Source organism: Urinicoccus massiliensis (genome assembly GCF_900120405.1).
In the GTDB taxonomy this organism is placed as follows: domain Bacteria; phylum Bacillota; class Clostridia; order Tissierellales; family Peptoniphilaceae; genus Urinicoccus; species Urinicoccus massiliensis.
In genome coordinates, this window is record NZ_LT635493.1 from 563,384 (window position 1) to 582,683 (window position 19,300).

Annotated in this window: 17 protein-coding genes; 5 read left to right on the forward strand and 12 right to left on the reverse strand. The window is 44.7% G+C overall.

Features of this window, described 5'->3' with window-relative positions; genetic code table 11:
* Positions 1-18 precede the first annotated feature (18 nt).
* Positions 19-1,098 carry a pyridoxal phosphate-dependent aminotransferase gene (locus tag BQ7400_RS07345; protein WP_072469984.1) on the forward strand — a complete coding sequence of 360 codons (1,080 nt, stop codon included), beginning with the start codon at positions 19-21 and terminating at the stop codon, positions 1,096-1,098.
* Here the strand turns inward: BQ7400_RS07345 and BQ7400_RS07350 are convergent, their stop codons facing one another.
* Positions 1,099-2,031, reverse strand: a complete 933-nt coding sequence (locus BQ7400_RS07350) for an NAD(P)-dependent oxidoreductase (protein WP_072469985.1) — start codon at positions 2,029-2,031, stop codon at positions 1,099-1,101.
* Complete coding sequence (locus BQ7400_RS07355; protein ID WP_072469986.1) at positions 2,028-2,861, reverse strand: alpha/beta fold hydrolase; 834 nt, start codon at positions 2,859-2,861, stop codon at positions 2,028-2,030. The genes BQ7400_RS07350 and BQ7400_RS07355 overlap by 4 nt, the downstream gene beginning before the upstream one ends.
* A 109-nt stretch (positions 2,862-2,970) precedes the next feature.
* Here BQ7400_RS07355 and BQ7400_RS07360 point away from each other — a divergent pair, with 109 nt between their 5' ends.
* Positions 2,971-4,584 carry an SH3 domain-containing protein gene (locus BQ7400_RS07360; protein ID WP_072469987.1) on the forward strand — a complete coding sequence of 538 codons (1,614 nt, stop codon included), beginning with the start codon at positions 2,971-2,973 and terminating at the stop codon, positions 4,582-4,584.
* Positions 4,585-4,718: 134 nt separating this feature from the next.
* On the opposite strand, the gene tnpA (BQ7400_RS07365) is transcribed toward BQ7400_RS07360, so the two are convergent.
* The 8 genes from tnpA (BQ7400_RS07365) to BQ7400_RS07400 form a co-directional block, all read right to left on the reverse strand.
* Positions 4,719-5,177, reverse strand: coding sequence for an IS200/IS605 family transposase (tnpA, locus tag BQ7400_RS07365; RefSeq protein WP_072469988.1), 459 nt, complete (start codon positions 5,175-5,177; stop codon positions 4,719-4,721).
* A gap of 242 nt (positions 5,178-5,419) precedes the next feature.
* Positions 5,420-6,997, reverse strand: a complete 1,578-nt coding sequence (locus BQ7400_RS07370) for an S-layer homology domain-containing protein (protein ID WP_144019928.1) — start codon at positions 6,995-6,997, stop codon at positions 5,420-5,422.
* Positions 6,998-7,010: 13 nt separating this feature from the next.
* On the reverse strand, positions 7,011-7,523 hold the full coding sequence (locus BQ7400_RS07375; RefSeq protein ID WP_034439310.1) for a cob(I)yrinic acid a,c-diamide adenosyltransferase: 513 nt from the start codon (positions 7,521-7,523) through the stop codon (positions 7,011-7,013).
* 7 nt (positions 7,524-7,530) lie between these two features.
* Complete coding sequence (locus BQ7400_RS07380) at positions 7,531-7,998, reverse strand: response regulator transcription factor (RefSeq protein ID WP_072469990.1); 468 nt, start codon at positions 7,996-7,998, stop codon at positions 7,531-7,533.
* Entirely contained in the window at positions 7,976-8,986 is a 1,011-nt protein-coding gene (locus tag BQ7400_RS07385; RefSeq protein WP_034439313.1) for a LacI family DNA-binding transcriptional regulator, read from the reverse strand. Before BQ7400_RS07385 ends, BQ7400_RS07380 begins: the two co-directional genes overlap by 23 nt.
* Before the next feature lie 11 nt (positions 8,987-8,997).
* Complete coding sequence (locus tag BQ7400_RS07390; protein WP_083553300.1) at positions 8,998-9,894, reverse strand: diacylglycerol/lipid kinase family protein; 897 nt, start codon at positions 9,892-9,894, stop codon at positions 8,998-9,000.
* 202 nt (positions 9,895-10,096) lie between these two features.
* Positions 10,097-10,588, reverse strand: coding sequence for a hypothetical protein (locus tag BQ7400_RS07395; RefSeq protein WP_072469992.1), 492 nt, complete (start codon positions 10,586-10,588; stop codon positions 10,097-10,099).
* Positions 10,589-10,606: 18 nt separating this feature from the next.
* Positions 10,607-11,164 carry a YtxH domain-containing protein gene (locus tag BQ7400_RS07400; RefSeq protein ID WP_072469993.1) on the reverse strand — a complete coding sequence of 186 codons (558 nt, stop codon included), beginning with the start codon at positions 11,162-11,164 and terminating at the stop codon, positions 10,607-10,609.
* Between the two features lie 176 nt (positions 11,165-11,340).
* Between BQ7400_RS07400 and BQ7400_RS07405 the strand changes: the two genes are divergently transcribed.
* The 3 genes from BQ7400_RS07405 to BQ7400_RS07415 are packed head-to-tail and all read left to right on the forward strand — an operon-like array spanning position 11,341 to position 13,586.
* Complete coding sequence (locus tag BQ7400_RS07405) at positions 11,341-12,150, forward strand: histidinol-phosphatase HisJ family protein (protein WP_072469994.1); 810 nt, start codon at positions 11,341-11,343, stop codon at positions 12,148-12,150.
* Complete coding sequence (locus BQ7400_RS07410; protein ID WP_072469995.1) at positions 12,143-12,817, forward strand: hypothetical protein; 675 nt, start codon at positions 12,143-12,145, stop codon at positions 12,815-12,817. The genes BQ7400_RS07405 and BQ7400_RS07410 overlap by 8 nt, the downstream gene beginning before the upstream one ends.
* 16 nt (positions 12,818-12,833) lie before the next feature.
* Entirely contained in the window at positions 12,834-13,586 is a 753-nt protein-coding gene (locus BQ7400_RS07415; protein ID WP_072469996.1) for an Mrp/NBP35 family ATP-binding protein, read from the forward strand.
* Positions 13,587-14,247: 661 nt separating this feature from the next.
* Here BQ7400_RS07415 and tnpA (BQ7400_RS07420) read toward each other — a convergent pair.
* Together tnpA (BQ7400_RS07420) and BQ7400_RS10350 are read right to left on the reverse strand one after the other, a co-directional pair.
* Positions 14,248-14,706: an IS200/IS605 family transposase gene (tnpA, locus tag BQ7400_RS07420; RefSeq protein WP_072469997.1), complete on the reverse strand. Its 459-nt coding sequence runs from the start codon at positions 14,704-14,706 to the stop codon at positions 14,248-14,250.
* Between the two features lie 433 nt (positions 14,707-15,139).
* Complete coding sequence (locus BQ7400_RS10350; RefSeq protein WP_083553301.1) at positions 15,140-19,276, reverse strand: S-layer homology domain-containing protein; 4,137 nt, start codon at positions 19,274-19,276, stop codon at positions 15,140-15,142.
* Positions 19,277-19,300 lie beyond the last annotated feature (24 nt).

The window sequence follows — 19,300 nt, forward strand, 5'->3', positions numbered from 1 at the left end:
GAAATAAAGGAGGTTACAATGGCCAATAAAATTCAACATGGTGCCAACCTATTCGAATTGCAAGAAAAATACGGTTTTTCCCTTGACGAAATCATGGACTTTTCATCCAACGTCAACCCCTTCGGTCCCGACCGAGACAGCCTGGACTACCTGGTCCAACATATTGACCGGGCCAAGGTCTATCCCGACCCGGAATATAGACAGCTGCGGTCTGTCCTTTCCGGCTACATCCACTGTCCCCCGGACCAAATTGTCTTGGGAGCAGGAACTACCAACCTACTTTCTGCCTATATTGCCCTGGTCCACCCGGCCAATGCTCTTTTAAACAGCCCCTGTTATAGTGAATATGAAAGGGAGCTCAAGAAGGTTGGAGCTCGTGTCCACCACCATCTTTTAGACAGGGACGAGGATTTTGCTCTGGACCCTGAGGCCATTATTAAGGAAATTAAGGACCTGGATATTGACCTCTATGTTTTGACCAACCCCAACAATCCCACAGGGTCCATCCTGGAAGCCAAGGATATTGAGCGGATCTTGCAAGAAACCCAGGCCTACCTCTTAATCGATGAAACCTATATCGAGTTCACCGACCTGGCTCCCTATACGGCTTGCCAGCTGGCCTCTACCTATGACCGCCTCTTTGTGGTCCGGTCCACCAGTAAATTTTTCGCCAGTCCCGGCATCCGCCTGGGCTATGGTGTCCTCTCCCACGGATCCCACCTCCAGGCCCTCCAGGACCAGTTAAACCTTTGGGGCATCAACATCTATGCTGAGATGATGGGAGAAAAAATGTTCCTCAACAAGGACTACCAAGACCAGGTCTACCAACATACCAAGTCAGAGCGTGCTCGGATGATCCAGAGCCTGGAAAGGCTCCCCGGCTTAAGGGTCTATCCCAGCCAGGGAAACTTTGTCCTTTGCCAGTTGAAAGATGGTCTGACAGCCCAAGAGCTTAGAGAAAGGCTCCTGCCCAAGAAGCTCATTATTCGGGACTGTGCCAACTTCCCCAACCTGGGGCCGGACTTTTTCCGTTTTTGTATCTTGAGCCGGGAGGCCAACGACGCCCTTTTAGATGCCCTGGAAGAAATTTTAGCCTAATCAATACCCCTTGTCTGTGTCAACCACATGGATAAGGGGTTGATTTTTTTTAAAGCGTTTGAGGTTTTCCATAATGGTCTTATATTCAATTTCCCGGTCCCCTTCACTGCTATAGGAGTGGTGGGGCGTGATGTAGACCTGGTCCATGTCCCATAGGGGAGAGGCCGGGTCCAGGGGTTCTTTTTCAAAGACATCCAGGCAGGCTCCGGCAACATGGCCGGATTCTAGGTAGTCTACCAGGGCCTCTTCCTGGATAATATCCCCCCGGGCCACATTAATGATTTTGACCCCCGGCTTGGTTTTAGCCAGGAGGTCCCGGTTGATCAAGTGGTAGGTTTCCTTGGTCTTGGGCAGGGTCAGGACAAGGAAGTCGGCTCTTTTTAAAGCCTGGTCCAAGTTTTGGTCCGTGACAATTTCTTGGAAGGGAGCCTGGGGTTTGGGACTTTTCCTATAGCCCAAGAGTTGGACTCCAAAGGGCTCCAGCCTTCTGGCTCCAGCCTGGGCCAAGGACCCTGTCCCAAAAAACAGAACAGTTTTCCCCTTTAGGGTTCCCAGGCCTGTCTTTGGTTTTTCCCAAAGATGGGCCTCTTGCTTTTGGATAAAAAACCGGTTGGCCTTTTGGAGCTGTAGGAGGTTAAAGACAATGAACTCCCCAATGGTCTCAGCATAGACCCCCTGGTTGTTGGCTAGGATAATGCCTTTTTTTGAAAAATAATCCAGGGGGAGGTAGTCCACTCCCATGGAGGTTAGAAAGACGGCCTGGAGCCTTTTTAACTGGCTAAAATCTAAGTTTCTTAAGGCCAGGCCTCCCAGGGCCAGGTCTATGTCTTCCAAGGGGTCTCCCTCTTCCATCAGCTGGACTTGGTAGCCCAGGTCCTTGATTTTTTCACGGTAGGTCTGGTTGATTTCTCGGGTTAATAAAACTTTGGTCATTGGTCCTCCTGTCTTTGGAAAAAATTTTTTAAGAGGTCTAAGTATGTTTCAAATTGGTCATTCATGACAAAGTGGCCACATTGGTTCAGGAGGTGGACCTGGCAATTTTGGGGCCTACGACTTTCTGGGGAATAGGGGACAATCCGGTCTAGTTTGCCATGGATGGCCTGGCAGGGGACCTGGATTTTCTTCCACTGGTCATGGGTAAGGTAAAAGTCTCTCAGGGCCCGGATGGCATCCTTGCGGTTGACTTGGGCCAAGCTGGCGTCCAGGTATTTTTTATAGTCTTGGGGGGTGGGTCTTTTCACATGGTACATGGTGGACTGCCAGAGCATTTCCACAGCATAGCCCAAAAGGGGGTCCTTGGAATGTCTGTTTTCAGGCCAGGGGCTCCCCAAAACATCATCAAAGCCCGGCAGCTTCCACACCAGTCTTTGCTTGGGTTCAGCCAGGCCCAAGGCACCGACAATGGTCAGGTCTTTAAAGCGGTCTGGGTAAGAGGCCGCCAGGCCCAGGGCCACTGCCCCACCCAGGGACCAACCCACCAGGTGGACCTGGCTAAGGTCCAGGCTATCCATAAAGTCCTTGAGGTCCTCTACATAGTCCCAAAGAGACCCAATGGGGGTCTTGTAGCTGGATTGGCCAAAGCCCCTAAGGTCCGGGGCCAGGGAATGGTAGTCCTGGGCCAGGGCCTCCATGGTCTTGTCCCAAAAGGCACTGGACGACATGTTGCCGTGGAGAAAGAGGACCCCCGGTCCCCGGCCTGCCTCCCGGTAGAAATAGGTCTCGCCATTTTTTAATTGGATATTTTTTCCTTCTACTTTTTGCATTTTCAATCCTCCGTTTTTTATTTACCCTATTTTTTAAGAGATTAACCTCTCATTCATTGAAAGGGTTCCGGGGAATCGGTATAATAGGATAAGAAGGAGGTGGTAGACTTTGGACCAAATCATTATATCGGGCCCCAGCAAGGTTTTCTTGAACCCCCGGGACCGTGTCCAGATTATCGGGGCCAACCTTGCCCAATTGGACCACAATTTTTGCCTCATGGTGGATGTTTTAAACATCTCCAATGTAGAGGCAAGCAAGTTTGTTTTTTCAGTAAAATTTTATGATGAATTTTCCAAGGCTCTTTTTGACGGAACAGTCTTTACTTTTTCTGCAGAAGACAGCCTGGTTAAGCCCCACCAAGTTTGCTACTTCGAACCCTTTATCCTGGACGAGCGCTTCCATACGGCCCGGCAATTGGAAATTGGCATCCAGTCTGTGGTCTTTTCCGACAAGACGGAGTCGGTCTACCAGACTTCAGACCAAGACCTCTACCAGCTGCCCATGATCCCCCTGGAAAGGCTCCAGGAGATGAAGGACTTTTTGGCTCCAGACTGTATGACCTATGGGGAAAACTTAAAAACAGCCTGGCGGTGTGTTTGTGGAGCCACTAACCTCCGGGCGGAATTTGAATGCAGCAATTGCCACAGGAACAAGTACTATGTCTTAAATAACCTAACCCAGGACCTGGTGGACCAAAAAATTGCAGCCAGCCTAAATCCTAGTCCGGAAGAAAAGGCTCCGGCTCCTGTGGAAACCCCTGAAAGCCCCAGTCTCACTCCCCCCTCCATCCAGCTGATGGAAAAAATCCGGGGCCAAACCCTCAACAGCCTCAACGAGGGGGCCAAGATGGACATCCTGGTCCTGGGCCTGGTCTTGGTCTTGAGTATCCTCTTGATTTTTTTAGGCTACCAGCAATTTAAGACCACGGACATCTATAAAAACCACCAGCTGAGCCAGGCTGACCGGCTCATTGAAAAAGACGACTTCCCCGGGGCCAAGAAAATCTACCTGGGCCTGTCTGCCAACCCACCTGAAGACCTGGCCTCCCGGCAGGAAAAATTAAACGACCTTATGGAGTCCAAGGTCCACTATGAAATGGGCCTGGCCTCCCTGGACCTCAAGGATCCCTTTATTTCCCTTAACCACTTTACCAAGGTCCTGCCAGAAGATGACTCCCGCTATGCCAAGGCCCATGAAGAAATCGCCCTCTTGGAGGGGACCATTGTCAACCAGGCCCGGGTCTACCTGGAAGAAAATAGGGTGGACGAAGCCCTGGACCTCCTCCACCGGCTCTTAAACGTCCTGCCTAACTCTGCAGAGGGCCTCAACCTCCTGGACCAAATCATCAAAAGCGACCAGATTTCCAAGTCCCAGAGAAAGCGACTCAATGAGATTAAAATCAAGGAAAAGGCAGAGGAAAAAAGCAAGCAAGTCCTGACTTCCGAAGACAAAAAGCGGGCGGCCCTTAGTGATAAGGCCTTGGAACTCCTCCATTCCTTCCAAGTCGTTGAAGAGGACAAGGCCAACCTCAGAAAGAGCCCCAGCCTGGATGCCCCAATCCTGGCCAGCATTCCAAAAAATTCAGACGTCTATGTCTACGAAACTGTCATTGAAAAAACCAGTCGGATCTGGTGCCATGTGGAAGTGGAAACTCCCCAAGGGGACATGGTCCAAGGTTGGATTTCCAGCCACACCCTGGAAGGACCCAAGTCAAAATCATAACCACCCGTCAAACGGGTGGTTTGATCACGGGCTATAAGCCCGAGTATTACCAACCAGCGTCTCAAGGCGCTGGTTTTCACTTTCTTCAAACCTTATTGTTTTTGCCTCTTTAGCTTGCCCTGAAAGGGCTTCATTCATCTTCTTTTGAATGGATCTTCGTATTCTTTTACACTTAATTTATCCATTACTATGTCGTATTGCTCTTGCTCTCTTATATACTTTGCTATTGTTTGCTCATTCAATCCTACCGTACTTACATAATATCCCTCTGCCCAAAAATGTCTGTTTCCAAATTTGTATTTTAGGTTTGCATGCTTGTCAAACATCATTAGTGCACTTTTTCCTTTCAAGTATCCCATAAAACTTGACACTGATATTTTTGGGGGAATACTAACTAACATATGCACATGATCTGGCATTAAATGTCCTTCTATTATTTCTACTCCTTTGTATTTGCATAATGTTCTAAATATTTCTCCCAAACTATCTCGGTATTGATTAAATACTATTTTTCGTCTATACTTTGGTGTAAAGACAATATGATATTTACACATCCATTTTGTGTGTGATAATGAATTTGCCTTTTGTGCCATATTAATCACCTCTTATTATTTTAGGTCTGAACAACTCTATTATAATACTGAGGTGATTTTTTGGTATAACCTCTTGTTGCCTACCCGCATAGCGGGTAGTTTCTTGTTTCGCACGCGTTGCGTGCTCAACTGACTAAAGTCACCAAATAGAAAAAAGCAGGTTTCTAACCTGCTTTTTTCTTGGTCTGAATTTCCCAAACATAAAAACCCGGGGAAAACTCCCGGGCTTTAATCTCATATACTTATTTTTCCCTGGCTCCCAGGTCATTTCCCGTAGCCTGTAGGATGGCATCATAGGCCCAGTGTCCTGGCTTCAGGTCACTATAGGGGTTGGTCCCATATTGTTTCCCCAGGGGGGAGGGGGTGTAGATTCCCCGGATCAACATGGTGGCACATTCGGCCCGGGACATGGTCTTTTTGGGATGGAAGAGGCCATTTTGGTCTCCTTGGACAATGCCTCGATTTTTAATGGTCAGGATGGCCTTGTAGGCCCAGTCGTTTTCTTTGACATCCTTGAAGTTGTCCCCCACTTGGGGCACTTGGACAAAGAAGGATGGACTTTCTTCCACCGGAAGAAGTTTGGCCATAATGGCGGCAAATTCTCCCTTGGTGATTTTTCTCTTGGGTTCAAAGCGGCCCTTGCCAGTCCCTGTCATGAGGTTTGCTCCCTCTACAAAGCCCACAGCTTCCGCATACCAGTCTTCCTGTTTGACGTCCATAAAGTTGGAAAAATAGGGGTTGGCCCCTTGGCCCTTTAATTGGTAGAGGACGCTGGCCACCTCGGCCCGGGTCATGGTGTCATCTGGGGCAAAGGTCTTTTGAGACTTGCCCTTCATAAAGGGGGGTTGGATTTCCTTGATGGCGTCAATTAATTGGCCAATGACTTGGTCCGCCTCCCCATCCTTGGCCGATTTTTTCACCAAGATATAGTCCCCCATGGCTGTATAGGCCTTGAAACGGTTGACTTGTTCAATGGCCTGGCCCCTTAGGGACAGGGTCTTGCTATAGTCTAAAAAGTCTTTTAACTTTTGACTTTTTTCCATGGACAGGCCCATTTCCACCGGGGGTTTTTCCGGATTTTGGCTGCTGGACTTTTGGTCCACCACCAGGTCCCGACTCAGGACTTGCTTGTTTTCATCCAGGGCTTGGACCCTGAGCCGGGTTCCCGGCACTTGGGGGTTGATGACAATTTCAAAGTCCCCATTGGCTGAACTGTAGGTCTCGCCAATGACCTTGTCTCCCCGGTAGAGGAGGATTTTGGCATTTTTAGGCCCCCGGCCCCTTAGGACATTTTCCTTGGAAGACAGGTCTTCCACCTGGAGCTTGCCCTTTTCCTGGGCAGGGGTTGTAATGAGTTCTCTTTGGTCGGAGGATTCCTTGCCCTCCCGGTCTGCAAAGTAGAGGACATAGGTGTTTTTCAAGCTTCCGCTCCCCTTGATGTCTTTTTTTACCAGGGCATCAATGTCCAAAATAAGTTTTTGAACCTTGGGCAGTTGGTTGACTTCATCTACGGCAAAATTAATGACGTCCTTGCCATTTAAGCTGGACTGGCTAAGGCGCCAAGCCTTGCCCTCTTGCAGGTTTCTTGGTTTTACGGATTTGACTGCCAAGTTTTGGTCCATCATCAGGGACACATTAAAGGACTTTAGCCGCTTTTGATAGCCGTCCTTTAGGTTGATTTCAAAGCTATAGGTCAGGGTCTGGCCTTTTTTGGCATTATAGACCCCGGGCTGGACCAGGCTCCCGGTGACATCTTGGGCGAAAACCGCCGCCGGTAGGACCAGGAGGATAGACAAACATACCAATACTATTCTTTTCAAGTGGACCAACTCCTTAATACTCAATCCCTAGCCTTGCCTTGAGCCCCTGCTTGTAGTAGTGTTTTATCTCCTTCATCTCTGTAACCAGGTCGGCAAAGTCGATAAATTCTTGGGGGGCATAGCGGCCTGTTAAAACAACTTCCATGGTCTTGGGTCTCTTTTTAAGCAGGTCAATGACCACCTTGGGGTCGACGAGCTTGTATTCACAAGCCACATTGATTTCATCAAAAATTAAAAGATCTATGCTTTCATCTTCCAGGTAGGCCTTCATCCGGGCCAGGCCGTCGGCGGCCTTTTGATAGTCTTCTTCTGTAGGCTTGCGGTAGACAAAGCAGTCCCGGCCAAATTGTTCCAGACTTAAGTTTTCAAAATAGTCCGGCAGCTTCAATTCGCTATAGGTCATCCCCTTGACGAATTGACCGATAACCACCTTCCTGCCTGCACAAAGGCTCCGGACAGCCAGCCCCAGGGCTGCTGTGGTCTTACCCTTGCCATTGCCTGTGTAAACTTGTACTTTTCCTTCCATTTTTGCCTCAATCTTTCAAATTTCCATTGTATCTCACCACCAGCTCTTCCCGGCTTTGAATCTTCAACTTCCGGTAAAGGGCTGTGAGGTTGTTGCGAACTGTTTTTTCACTTAAATAGAGTCTCCCTGCGATTTCCTTGTTGGTGAAACCCTGTAGTATTCCACGAACCAACCGCCTTTCCCTGTCTGTTAAGTCATCAAATTCCAGGGGAACCTTCTTTAAAATTTCATCGATAAAGGGGATGACTTCTTTTTTCTCTGCATCCAGGGGGAGTTTTTTGTCTGTTACATTTAAGGAAAAAGTAAAATATCCATCCACTTCCAGGATTGTCAGGGTGCCTTCCACTTGGGAGACCTTTTCTTGGGTTACCTCAGTAGGAATTCCCCTTTGGGTCAGCTCCCAACCCAAACCCAGGGCTGGTAGATAGGTTTTTGCAATAATAACTGCTTTTTTATAGGGATTTGACACTGTCACGTTTCAAAATCTCTACAGGTAAAAATACAGTATCTCTCTTTAATTCTTCCTTGGAGTCCACACTCTTTAGGAGCTTGCGGATGGCCACAGCCCCAATGTCGTAAAAGGGTTCCTTGACTGTGGTGAGGGTGGGCCGGACAATTTCGGATAGGACTGTCCCACCAAAGCCGCAAATGCTGATATCCTCTGGCACGCGAATCCCTTGGTCAAAAAGGGCATTCATGAGGTGGATGGCCAGGATGTCTTGGGTACAGAAGAGGGCCGTATATTTTTGGTCCTTGATGTCATCGACAATGTCTTCCATGACTTCCAGGGCGTCTTCCCGGTCCAGGCCTTCAGAATAGATGACGTGGGGCTTTAGGTTGCATTGGCGCATGGCCTCCTTGTAGCCCTTGATTTTGTAGGTTTCATTGGTTCGGTCCATGTCCTTTCTCAAGGCCACATAGCCAATTTTTTTATGGCCGGCTTCAATGAGACTTTGAGTCATCTTGTAGGTGGCGTTTTTGTTGTTGATGGACACGGTAGCCGCCTCGTCAATGGTGTAGAAGCGGTTGATAACCACATAGGGAATCTTTAACTCATCCAGCTTAAACATCAAGCGTTCGTTTAGAATGTCAGAAATCAAGATAATCCCCTCTACCTGTTTTTGGCTAAAGAGGTTGGCAAACTTCATTTCCACTTCCAGGTCCCCATAGGAGGAAGACAGGAGGATGTCGTAGTTAAACATCCGGCCAATTTCTTCCACGCCCCTTAGGACCTGGGAAACATAGCTATTGCCAATGTCATTGACAATAACCCCGATTAGGTTGGATTTTTTCGTTACCAGACTCCTGGCCACTTCGTTGGGCTTGTAGTCCAAAACTTCAATGGCATGCAAGACCCTCCGTCTGGCTTCGGGACTTACGGGTTTGGAATCATTGATGACCCGGGATACCGTTGAAATGGATACATCGGCCATTTTTGCAACATCTTTAATTGTGGATGCCATTCTTTCCTCCTTTAGACTAGCACCTGTAGACCCTTGTGGATGACCTTAAAGGTCATGGGGAGGGGTTGGTACCTTTCCCCGTCCAGGTCTACAATAATATCTTGCTTGCACGACAAGGTAATCTCGTCTGTTTGTAAGTAGGTCATCCGGTCATGGTGAATGTGACGACCGGTCATAAACTGTGTGAGTATTTCAACTATTTCGTTCAGGTCCAAATTTTCTAAAATCAGGACATCAAATAAACCGTCTTGGACTTCCGCCGTGGGAGCTAAGTTTTTAAAGCCCCCCACCGATGTGGAATTGGCAATGATGAACATTTGAGCCTGGAAGGTCCTGTGAAATTGCTTGTTGACAACTTCCAGTTCCCAGGTCCTGTCCCCTCGGACAATCCCCCCTACAAGTTCCTTTGCCCCTTCCAGATAGTAGGCCATCCGACCCAGCTTGGCCTTTTGGTCCTCGGACACCGTATAGGCAATTTCTGTTAAAAAGCCTCCGGCAGCTACATTGACAAAGACCCGGTCATTGGCCAGGCCCAGGTCCACTGCCTCCACCTGGTTCCTTTTCAGCAGTTGATAAAATCCACCGACATCTTGGGGAAGATTCAAAAAAGATCCAAAATCATTGACAGTCCCTGTAGGTAAAATAGCCAGGGGAACGGCCCTTTCCTTGTGGTAAATCCCATTGGCCACCTCGTTTAGGGTCCCGTCACCACCTATACAGACAATGACATCTTCTTGGTCTTCCTGCATGGCAAAGCGGCTGGCATCGTCCTTTTCCCGGGTAAATAGAAGTTGAATGTCCCAGGGGTCCCGACTCATATAGGCCAGCAACTGGTTGATCTTATGTAGAGCTTGTTCTCTTCCGGAGGATGGGTTTGCAATAATTTTGATTTTCTTCAAAGGTATCATCCCTTCCTTGCTAATATTATACTCGCAGGCCCTGATTTTGTCTAGTGGGTAAAGGATTTCATAAATTTTATTTTCCTTGTTTTCCTCCGCCTGAATTCCTGATTTTTAAAAAATTTCCCGGTTTTCATTCTCCCTAAAAAGGGACTCGTTCCCATTTACAAGGGGCAAAAAAAGACCCGGCATTTGCCGAGTCTCAAATCTTTTATTTTAGAAAAACATCCCTTAGGGCTTCAATCACTTCTCTTATGATGTAGAAATAGTCAATCACATTGTTGGCATTGACAGAAATGGTCTTGGCCGTGTCGGAAATACTACCTGAAATGTCTGTCAGGGTATTTTGCACTTGCAGGGAGGTGGCATCCACCCGTCCTGTCAGGTCATCTACGGTGTCTGTTACCTTGGCCAGGGTTCCAGAGAGCTTTTCCACTTCCGGTTTAATGGTTGTGACTAGACCATTGACTTCCCCTGTAATGGATGCGGCATCTGTCGAGATCTTGTCCACATTATTGCTAATGGAGGGGAGTCTCTTGACCGTATCGTTGATGGCCACTTCATTTTCTTCTAAGACGTCTTTAATCTTGCCTGTGATTTTCACAATATTTTTCAAGGCCAGGGCCAGGTAAATTAAGGCTGCTGCCCCTGCCAGGTATAAAATAATTTGAAGTAAATCACTAAGCGTTATTGTTACTTCCAAAGTCCACCTCTTCTATTCTTAGTTCTTTGCTTCCTTTTCAATTTTTTTGCTGGATTTTTCTACTTCTTTGCCAATTTTTTTGGCTGATTTTTCTGCTTCTTCCTTGACTTCTTTAGCGGATTCTTTGGCTTCTTTGCCTACTTCTTTGGCAGCGTCTTTTACTTCGTCACCAACATTTTTTAATTCATCCTTGATTTCAGACCCGCTGTCTCTGACGATTTCTCCAATGGCATTGGCCTTTGCCTTGGCAATTTCAATGTCATCTTTCAAGTCTTCTTTTTTCAAAGAAGCCCGAAGTTTTAAATCTTGGTAGGTATTTTTGACAGCTTCCCCAGCTTCATAGGCTCTAAATTGAACAGTTTCAGCTGTGTCTTTGGCCATTTCAGTTCCCTTTTGGGCCAATTCTTTCGATTTTTCGCTAATGTCGGCCCTGGTTTCTTGGCCACTCTTGGGAGCAAAGAGAATTCCTGCTGCAGCGCCAATGATGGATCCTACAGCTAATTTACCAGCTGTATCTAGTCTTTTTTTTCTTTCATATTCTCTTCTTCTAGCTTCAAATAAATCAAATAAACTCATTTTATCTCCTCCATAGTATCTTTCATTAGGATTTTTATCCTGCTAAGTTAATCATACCCCCCAAGTAAAATCTTCAATCAGTTTTTCCAAAAATTCCAAAAACTTTTCCCTATTTTCTTGGACCCTGTGTAAAATAAGGGCAAGTAGAGTATAATGAAGATAGATTGGAGGCTTCTATGATTGACTACCATATTCATTCAAAATTTTCAGCAGATTCCAGCGAAGACCTGGATGCGATTTTTACCAGGGCTTGTGACCTGGGCCTAAGCTCTATAGCTATTACTGACCACCTGGACCCCTTTCCGGACCCAGACAGGAACTTGTTTACTTTTGACAAGGATGCCTACTTTGCCAGCCTGCCCTCCTACCGGGAAAAATATCCTCAACTGGACATCCAAATCGGGGCAGAACTGGGCATGATCCCCCAAATGGTGGACAAGAACCGGAAGGACCTGGCCCAGTACCCCTTTGACTTTATCATTGGCAGTGTCCACTCGGCGGACCTCCAAGACATTGGCAGCGGTGAATTCTTTCCAGGCCGGACCTTGGAGGAAGCCTACCGGCTCTATTATGAAGCTATGCTAGACTGCGTCAAGGTCTACGACTTCTTCCATATCCTGGGCCATATCGACTATATTGACCGTTATGTTTCCTATATTCCGGGCCAGACCCAACCCCTGGATGACCGGGCCCTTGCCCCGGTTATTGAAGAGGTCCTTAAGGAAGTCATCCGGTCCGGTCGGGGGATTGAATTAAATACTGGGGGCTTTCGTAAGGGCCTGGGCTATGGCCATCCAAAACCCTGGATCCTGGAAAGATACCATGCCCTGGGAGGACGGATCATCACTCTTGGGTCCGATGCCCATAGGGCCCAAGACCTGGCCTCTTATAGCCGGGAAGCCATCCAACAATTAAGAGATGCTGGTTTTAAAGAAGTCTTTGCCTTTAAAGAGGGCGATTTTAAAAAGGAGTTTTCCCTTGACTGACAAACTCTTTTTTCAAGAAATATTCCAGGCCCAAGGGGGCTATTTGGAAAAAATTCAGGGCACCAGCCGGTTTGGATATGAAAATAAACCTGCCTTTTCCACCCAATACGACTTTTTTGAAGACTTCCAAAGCCGGGGACAGGTCCCGGGAAACAGCCTGGATATTTTCGACTTCACCTCCTTGACCTGGATTTTAAGAAAGGAAGCCCAGGCCAATACCTTTTACTCTCCAGCCTATTTTTTTAAAGGCCTTTTGGCCTTTTTTCGCCTGGACCTAGGATCCTTCCAGGCCTTTATCTATCGCCTTGACCCGGAAAGTGGCCAAGAAAAAGAAGTCTGCCAGCTGGACTTGAGAAGGGATTTAAAGCTTTTTTACGGCCTATTGGGTCCAGATTTAACCTTTTATGCCCTAGAAGACCTGGAAGAAAGCAAGATTTTCCACCTTCTCTATCCCTTTGAAAGTTCTTTTTCCCTAAAAGACAATGAGAGCCTGGAGTATTTTGACGGCGAGTTTTTCTACGGGTCTGCTTGGCATGAAGAAGAACTGGAAGGCCCAGACTACCGCTACTATAACCACTTCCAGGTCCGGGACAAGACTGGCCAGGTCATCTTTGAAAAACTCGGCACTCCCTACCAAAGTCCCAAAGGAGACTATATTTTGTTGTAGAAAGAAAGGAATTTCCATGGAAAAATTAAAAACCAACGACCAATCCTCCATCCGAAAAGTTATTGCTGTTCTAAGTGGCAAGGGCGGGGTGGGCAAGAGCCTGGTTTCTTGCCTTTTGGCCTCTTCCCTAAAAAAACAAGGCTACCGGGTGGGTATTTTAGATGCCGACATTACCGGCCCCTCCATCCCCAAGGCCTTTGGTATTACAGACCATGCCACTAGTGACGGAGTCAACATGATCCCCCAAAAGTCCAAGGGAGGAATCCAGGTCATGAGCGTCAACCTGATCTTGGATAACCCGGCCAGTCCCGTCCTTTGGCGGGCCCCCATTATCAGCAAGGCCATCCGGCAATTTTACGAAAATGTCTCCTGGGGAGACCTGGACTTCCTCCTGGTGGATATGCCTCCAGGTACCGGAGATGTGGCCCTGACGGTTTTTCAATCCCTGCCGGTAGATGGCCTGGTCCTAGTTACCACCCCCCAAGACCTAGTGGAGTTGATTGTAGAAAAATCTGCCAACATGGCCGCCCAAATGAATATTCCCATCCTGGGCCTGGTGGAAAACATGTCCTATTTCACCTGCCCCCATTGTGGCGAAAAAACAGAAATTTACGGCCCCAGCAAGGTCCAAGACATGGCCCGGCGCTACGGCATTGACAAGTACCTCCAACTCCCCATCAACCCCGACTTTGCCAAAAAAGTCGACCAGGGCCTGGTGGAATATATAGACCTATCTGACCTGGACCTCTTTGCCCTATCTTTGGATTAGAATTTAATGTAGGAGCCAGTTTGAAGCCATAGCCCGAAAACCCAATTGTAGGGGCGACCTTGTTCATGACCTGGACCGATTCCCCCATGTAGGGGCCGGCCTGCCCGGCCCGCATTGGTAAACAGAGTATTTAGACATATGGAATAATATAAATAAGCAGAAAGATCAGTTGTAGGGGCGATTTCATATCGCCCGTATTGGTAAACAGAATAGATTAGTATAGGGAATCAGATTTATATCCCGATTCCCCCATGTAGGGGCCGGCCTGTCCGGCCCGCATTGGTAAACAGAGTATTTAGACATATGGAATAATATAAATAAGCAGAAAGACCAGTTGTAGGGGCGATTTCATATCGCCCGTATTGGTAAACAGAATATTTAGACATAGGGCATAATGTAAATACCCAGAAAATCCCTTGTAGGAGCGACCTCGTGTCGCCCGTATTCGTATACAAGATATATAAATATAGAAAACAAAATTTATAACCACAATTCCCCTATATAAATATATTCCCTATTATCATAACCACCCGTCAAACGGGTGGTTTGATCACGGGCTATAAGCCCGAGTAATACCAACCAGCGTCTCAAGGCGCTGGTTTTCACTTTGTTCAAACCTTATTGTTTTTGCCTCTTTAGCTAGCCCTGAAAGGGCTTTACTTCATCTTCTTTTGAATGGATCTTCGTATTCTTTTACACTTAATTTATCCATTGCTATGTCGTGTTGCTCTTGCTCTCTTATATACTTTGCTATTGTTTGTTCATTCAATCCTACCGTACTTACATAATATCCCTCTGCCCAAAAATGTCTGTTTCCAAATTTGTATTTTAGGTTTGCATGCTTGTCAAACATCATTAGTGCACTTTTTCCTTTCAAGTATCCCATGAAACTTGACACTGATATTTTTGGGGGAATACTAACTAACATATGCACATGATCTGGCATTAAATGTCCTTCTATTATTTCCACTCCTTTGTATTTGCATAATGTCCCAAATATTTCTCCCAAACTATCTCGGTATTGATTAAATACTATTTTTCGTCTATACTTTGGTGTAAAGACAATATGATATTTACACATCCACTTTGTGTGTGATAATGAATTTGCCTTTTGAGCCATTTAAGTCACCTCTTCATTATTTTAGGTCTGAACAACTCTATTATAATGCTGAGGTGATTTTTTGGTATAACCTTTTGTTCCCTACCCGCATAGCGGGTAGTTTTTTGTTTCGCACGCTTTGCGTGCTCAACTGACTAAAGTCATCAATAAAAAGGGCGGCACAGGGCCGCCCCTACAAAATTCCCTATCACCTTCTCCCTATATAAACATATACCCATTGCAAAAAGGGCGATATAAAATCGCCCCTACTAGGGCATAATATAAATACCCAGAAAATCCATGTAGGGGCCGGCCTGTCCGGCCCGCATTGGTAAACAGGGTATTTAGACATAGGCAATCATATCAATAACCACGATTCCCCCATATCAACATATCCCCACAAAGAAAAAGAGTCCCTAGGGACTCTTTTTCTTTATGCTTATCAATTCCACTCTTACTTATCCAAAATCTTTAACCATGTTTCTGCCAAGGTGCCTTTTGCTCTTTGGTATTCATGGCTGTTGGCTGCTTCCATGACTTCGCAGTAAGCCCAATGGCTTTCGTTGATGTCGGTAAAACGAACCAGGTCGTTTTTCACATTGGCCATGCCCGCAAGGGTTACATTTCTGTCTGCGAATTGATTTAAGATTCTGGCGGCTTCTGCTCTTTGGATGTTTGCATTAGGTTTGAAGGTACCATCTTGGTAACCTGCAATCCGACCGTTGCCGTAGGCTTGGTTGATGGCGTCTTCAAATTCGTGGCCTTTCACATCGGCAAAGGGTGCGACCTTGTCGTTCTTCTTGTCAATATAGTAAAGGGCTCTAGCAAATTCTCCCCGGGTAATGGGTTGGTTGGGGCGGAAGTTGCCATCTTTATCTGCAAACATGAGGTTCTTGGATACCATGGCATTGATGGCTCCATTGTACCAGGCAGATGGGGTGTCTTTGAAGTTTGGTTTGGTCTTGTCGGTCATGTCTAGGTTGGCCAGGCGGGCAATTAAGGCTGCCGCTTCAGACCGGGTGATCATGCCTTCAGGACGGACGGTCTTGTCTACATAACCATAGAGGTATTTGTAGTGGCGACCAGTTTCCATTTCTTGGACAGGTTCTGACTTGCTGTCTCCCAAGAACCATAGGCCTCTCCAGGTAATGGCTGGAGCAGATGGTCTTGGTTCAGGTTTCTTATCTGCTGTTACTGTTTTTTCAACTGGGTCAGATGGTTTCTTATCTTTTTCAGTTTGAGTAACAATAACTTTGTCACCATCTTTAAGTTTCTTATCTTCTGGAACTTTTACAGTCCAGTCTCCATTTTGGTCAACTTTTCCTGGTACCTTTTTTCCATCTGGAAGTTTAACTTCGATATCAGATCCAGCTTTACCCTTACCTTTAATTTCCTTATCGCCAGGTTTAATTGGGTTTACATCTGGAGTCTTAGATTTTCCAACTTCTTCGAAAGTCCAAGTTAAAGTATAAGTGATATTACCCTTATCATCTTTAACAGCTTCTGACCAAGATCCTGCTTCCCATGTTCCTACTTTCTTTCCATCTTCTACTACGTCAAATGATGTAGTTGCTGGTGCATCAGGTTTTGATGGTGCATTTTCTGGATAAACTGCTGTATTACCTTCAAGGTCAGTTGGTTTTAAATCATCTAAAACTTTTGGAAGAGCTTTAGTATTTGGATTAGTTTTAAATACATATTTAACAGTAATCTTGCCTTTTTCACTAACTGAAGCCCAAATAGTTGTTGCTTGTTCAAATTTCTTATCAGTGTAGTCATCCTTGTTGAAGCTAGCAGTGTGAGAAACTTTATATGCTTTTTTAACTTCTAGTTCCGGAGCAGTTAATGTTACTTTTGCCTTAGGATCAACTTTGAACTTAGCTTGTTGATCAGCTTTGATTTCAGCTTTGTCTGCATCTGTATCTTTAACTTTAAATTCTACAAATACATAGTTATCAGGAATTTCTTCGCCGTCTTTGCCTTTTTTATCATTTTCATTGTCAACAGGAATTACATCTTTTGCTGTCTTTTCCCATTGTGCGAAAAGTTCTGTGTTGGCTTTTATAGCAAATTTAGCACCTGCTTCATAAGCAGTACCTTTCCCGTCAGCTTGAGTATTCCAGCCAGTGAATTGGTATCCAGCAATTTTGTTATCAGCTTCTAAAGCTTTAACTGTAACTTCTTCATCCTTTAGATACTTAGTATCATCAGTTGGAGCCTTTCCTCCTACTGTTAAATCTTTTGGTGCATTTAGCTTGTAAGTTACAGTTAATTCATCAGCTTTTCCAAATACAGCTGTATAAGTTACGTCAGCATCTACTTTAGCAAATTCTGTAACTTTATTTCCATCTTTTTGCCATTCATTGAATGAATGGAATTTATCCTTACCTACAAGTTTCGGAGCGTTTCCTTCTGCATTTTCTTCTGGAACTACAATTCCAGCTTTAACAGCGTCTGCCCATTCAGTGTTCTTCAATACTGCATAAGCAATACCCTTAGTTTTTTCAGATTCGCCTTCTTTGATCTTACCGTTAGCATCAGCTACGAATTTTACAGTTACATAGTCTGCGTCATTCTTGCTGTTGTCTTTAGGATCTTTAGGGAAGTTTGTAGGATTTTCAGGATCATCAAGTTTAACAACCTTATCTTTTTCTACATATTGAGCATAAAGATCGCTATCTGTAGTAATAATCACATCTAAACTATCTAAAGATTCAGCCTTATCTTGGAATTGTAAACCTTCTGCATTTTTATATCCCTTGTTAGGTTTTACTTTAGCAACAAGTTTATCGTTGCTTAGCATAATACCATCTGCTGGGTTAACGAAATAAACAATTTTATCTTCTACAACATTTTCATCTGTCTTGTAAAGTTTACCACGTTGTTTATCTCCAGTGTTTTCGTCCTTATCGGCATGGAAAGTCACAGTTACATAACCATCTGGTTTTGTATTGTCATCTCCACCGTTAGGATCTTTTTCAGGAATTACTGAATCAAGCTTATTATATTTGTATATTAAAGTGTATTTAGCTGGATCAGCATAATTTGCTGTTGCAGGTGGTTCTGGTACTGGTTTAGTTTCAACTTTTTTAAACTCATATCCTAAGAATACAGGAGCTCCGTTTAAGTGTTCATCTGTTATAGGTTTTCCCTTGTTTCCTTCTTTTTCTGTTGGATATTTTTCATCTAAAGTTAATTTTCTTGTAGTTTCTGTTCCTTCTTTAACTACTTTTACTTCGTCTTCCCCAGCTTTATCAGAAATAAATTTGTATTTAGCATCAATAGGGTTGCCATCCATGTCTTGGTACTTAACATTGACCTTACCTTGTGCTACTGGTGCATAAACTGCATAGAAAGTTTCATTTTTCTTAACTTCATATCCATTTGGATTTACAAGTTTATCTGCGTTCTTTCCTTCGCTAAAGTCTAGATCTTTATTTTCTTCATCAACAACCCAACCAACGAATTCTTGGTCCTTGTTATCTTTTTGTGGAATGTTTGAGATTTGATCTTTGGTTGGAACTTTAACAGCTTCTAGATCTCCAAAAGCTTCTCCAATTTTCATGGAGTGTCCAATTGCTTGTTCTGTCTTAACAGCTGGGTCAAATGTAGCTCCATTTGGATCAAATTTAACTTTTAACTCTTCCCTCATTGTAGCAACGAAAGGTGTCTTATAGTCTCCAGTTATATTGAAGTGGTATTTTGTATCTCCATCTTTAACAAAACCTTGAGTCTTCTTTTCTCCATTTTGGTCTATTAGAAGTTTCCAAAGGGCAGCCCCTTTTTTGTCACTAACTAAGAATTTTTCTTTATCTACAGTGCCTAAGTTTTCTTCTTTAACAATTACTTCCTTTTGACCTACATAAAATGGCATTTTCTCACTAGAAAATGATTTATATTCGTTTTCTGCAAAATCTGTAGTGTTTAATTTTACAGGATTTGCTATATTATCACCATCATTGTAAAACGCGTCTACAACTGGTCTTTGTTGGTTATTAGTGAACCAGACAGCTTTATATAGTGGGACAGCTCTTTGATTAATTGTCATAGTCATAGTTTCACTACCGAAATTTCCACTTTCCCCATATTTAAGTCTTATATCATACTGAAAATCATTTTCTACATATAGATACCACTTATCAGGATCTTGATGGTCTGGATTGTTTTCATCATATGCTTCTGTCTTTACAAAGTGAAAAATTTGACCTTCTATCCATTCTTCAGTAGGATTGATTTTTGCTACTGCTATTTTAGTATCATCTTTTCTTAATGCAACATAGACTTCAACATTAAAGTCCTTTCCAAGCGTTAAGCCCACTGTCGTTGAATTAAGTTTAAGCTTTACCCAATCCTCCATTGGATCTCCAGCTGCCCTGGTCCTATATTTAGGTGTTAGTAATTTTTCAGGATTTTTTAATCCTAGGTCAGAAACTTTATAAACCTTATAGGTCTTTCCATCAATTTCTTGGATTTCAAAGTTTGCTTCCTCTCCTTTACTTGAATTACTTGAGATTGCAAATACAGGATTTGCAAATGTTCCAAGTAACATAAGAAGAGAGAGAATAAATGAGACCACTCTCTTTTTATCCATTTTTCCTCCTTTAAGTTTTATTAC

What these genes read in the sequence shown, in the direction of transcription:
- BQ7400_RS07345 (WP_072469984.1), top strand. Translation starts at nt 19, where the DNA reads ATGGCCAATAAAATTCAACATGGTGCCAACCTATTCGAATTGCAAGAA.
- BQ7400_RS07350 (WP_072469985.1), bottom strand. Translation starts at nt 2,031, where the DNA reads ATGACCAAAGTTTTATTAACCCGAGAAATCAACCAGACCTACCGTGAA.
- BQ7400_RS07355 (WP_072469986.1), bottom strand. Translation starts at nt 2,861, where the DNA reads ATGCAAAAAGTAGAAGGAAAAAATATCCAATTAAAAAATGGCGAGACC.
- tnpA (WP_072469988.1), bottom strand. Translation starts at nt 5,177, where the DNA reads ATGGCACAAAAGGCAAATTCATTATCACACACAAAATGGATGTGTAAA.
- BQ7400_RS07375 (WP_034439310.1), bottom strand. Translation starts at nt 7,523, where the DNA reads ATGGAAGGAAAAGTACAAGTTTACACAGGCAATGGCAAGGGTAAGACC.
- BQ7400_RS07385 (WP_034439313.1), bottom strand. Translation starts at nt 8,986, where the DNA reads ATGGCATCCACAATTAAAGATGTTGCAAAAATGGCCGATGTATCCATT.
- BQ7400_RS07390 (WP_083553300.1), bottom strand. Translation starts at nt 9,894, where the DNA reads ATGATACCTTTGAAGAAAATCAAAATTATTGCAAACCCATCCTCCGGA.
- BQ7400_RS07400 (WP_072469993.1), bottom strand. Translation starts at nt 11,164, where the DNA reads ATGAGTTTATTTGATTTATTTGAAGCTAGAAGAAGAGAATATGAAAGA.
- BQ7400_RS07405 (WP_072469994.1), top strand. Translation starts at nt 11,341, where the DNA reads ATGATTGACTACCATATTCATTCAAAATTTTCAGCAGATTCCAGCGAA.
- BQ7400_RS07415 (WP_072469996.1), top strand. Translation starts at nt 12,834, where the DNA reads ATGGAAAAATTAAAAACCAACGACCAATCCTCCATCCGAAAAGTTATT.
- tnpA (WP_072469997.1), bottom strand. Translation starts at nt 14,706, where the DNA reads ATGGCTCAAAAGGCAAATTCATTATCACACACAAAGTGGATGTGTAAA.
- BQ7400_RS10350 (WP_083553301.1), bottom strand. Translation starts at nt 19,276, where the DNA reads ATGGATAAAAAGAGAGTGGTCTCATTTATTCTCTCTCTTCTTATGTTA.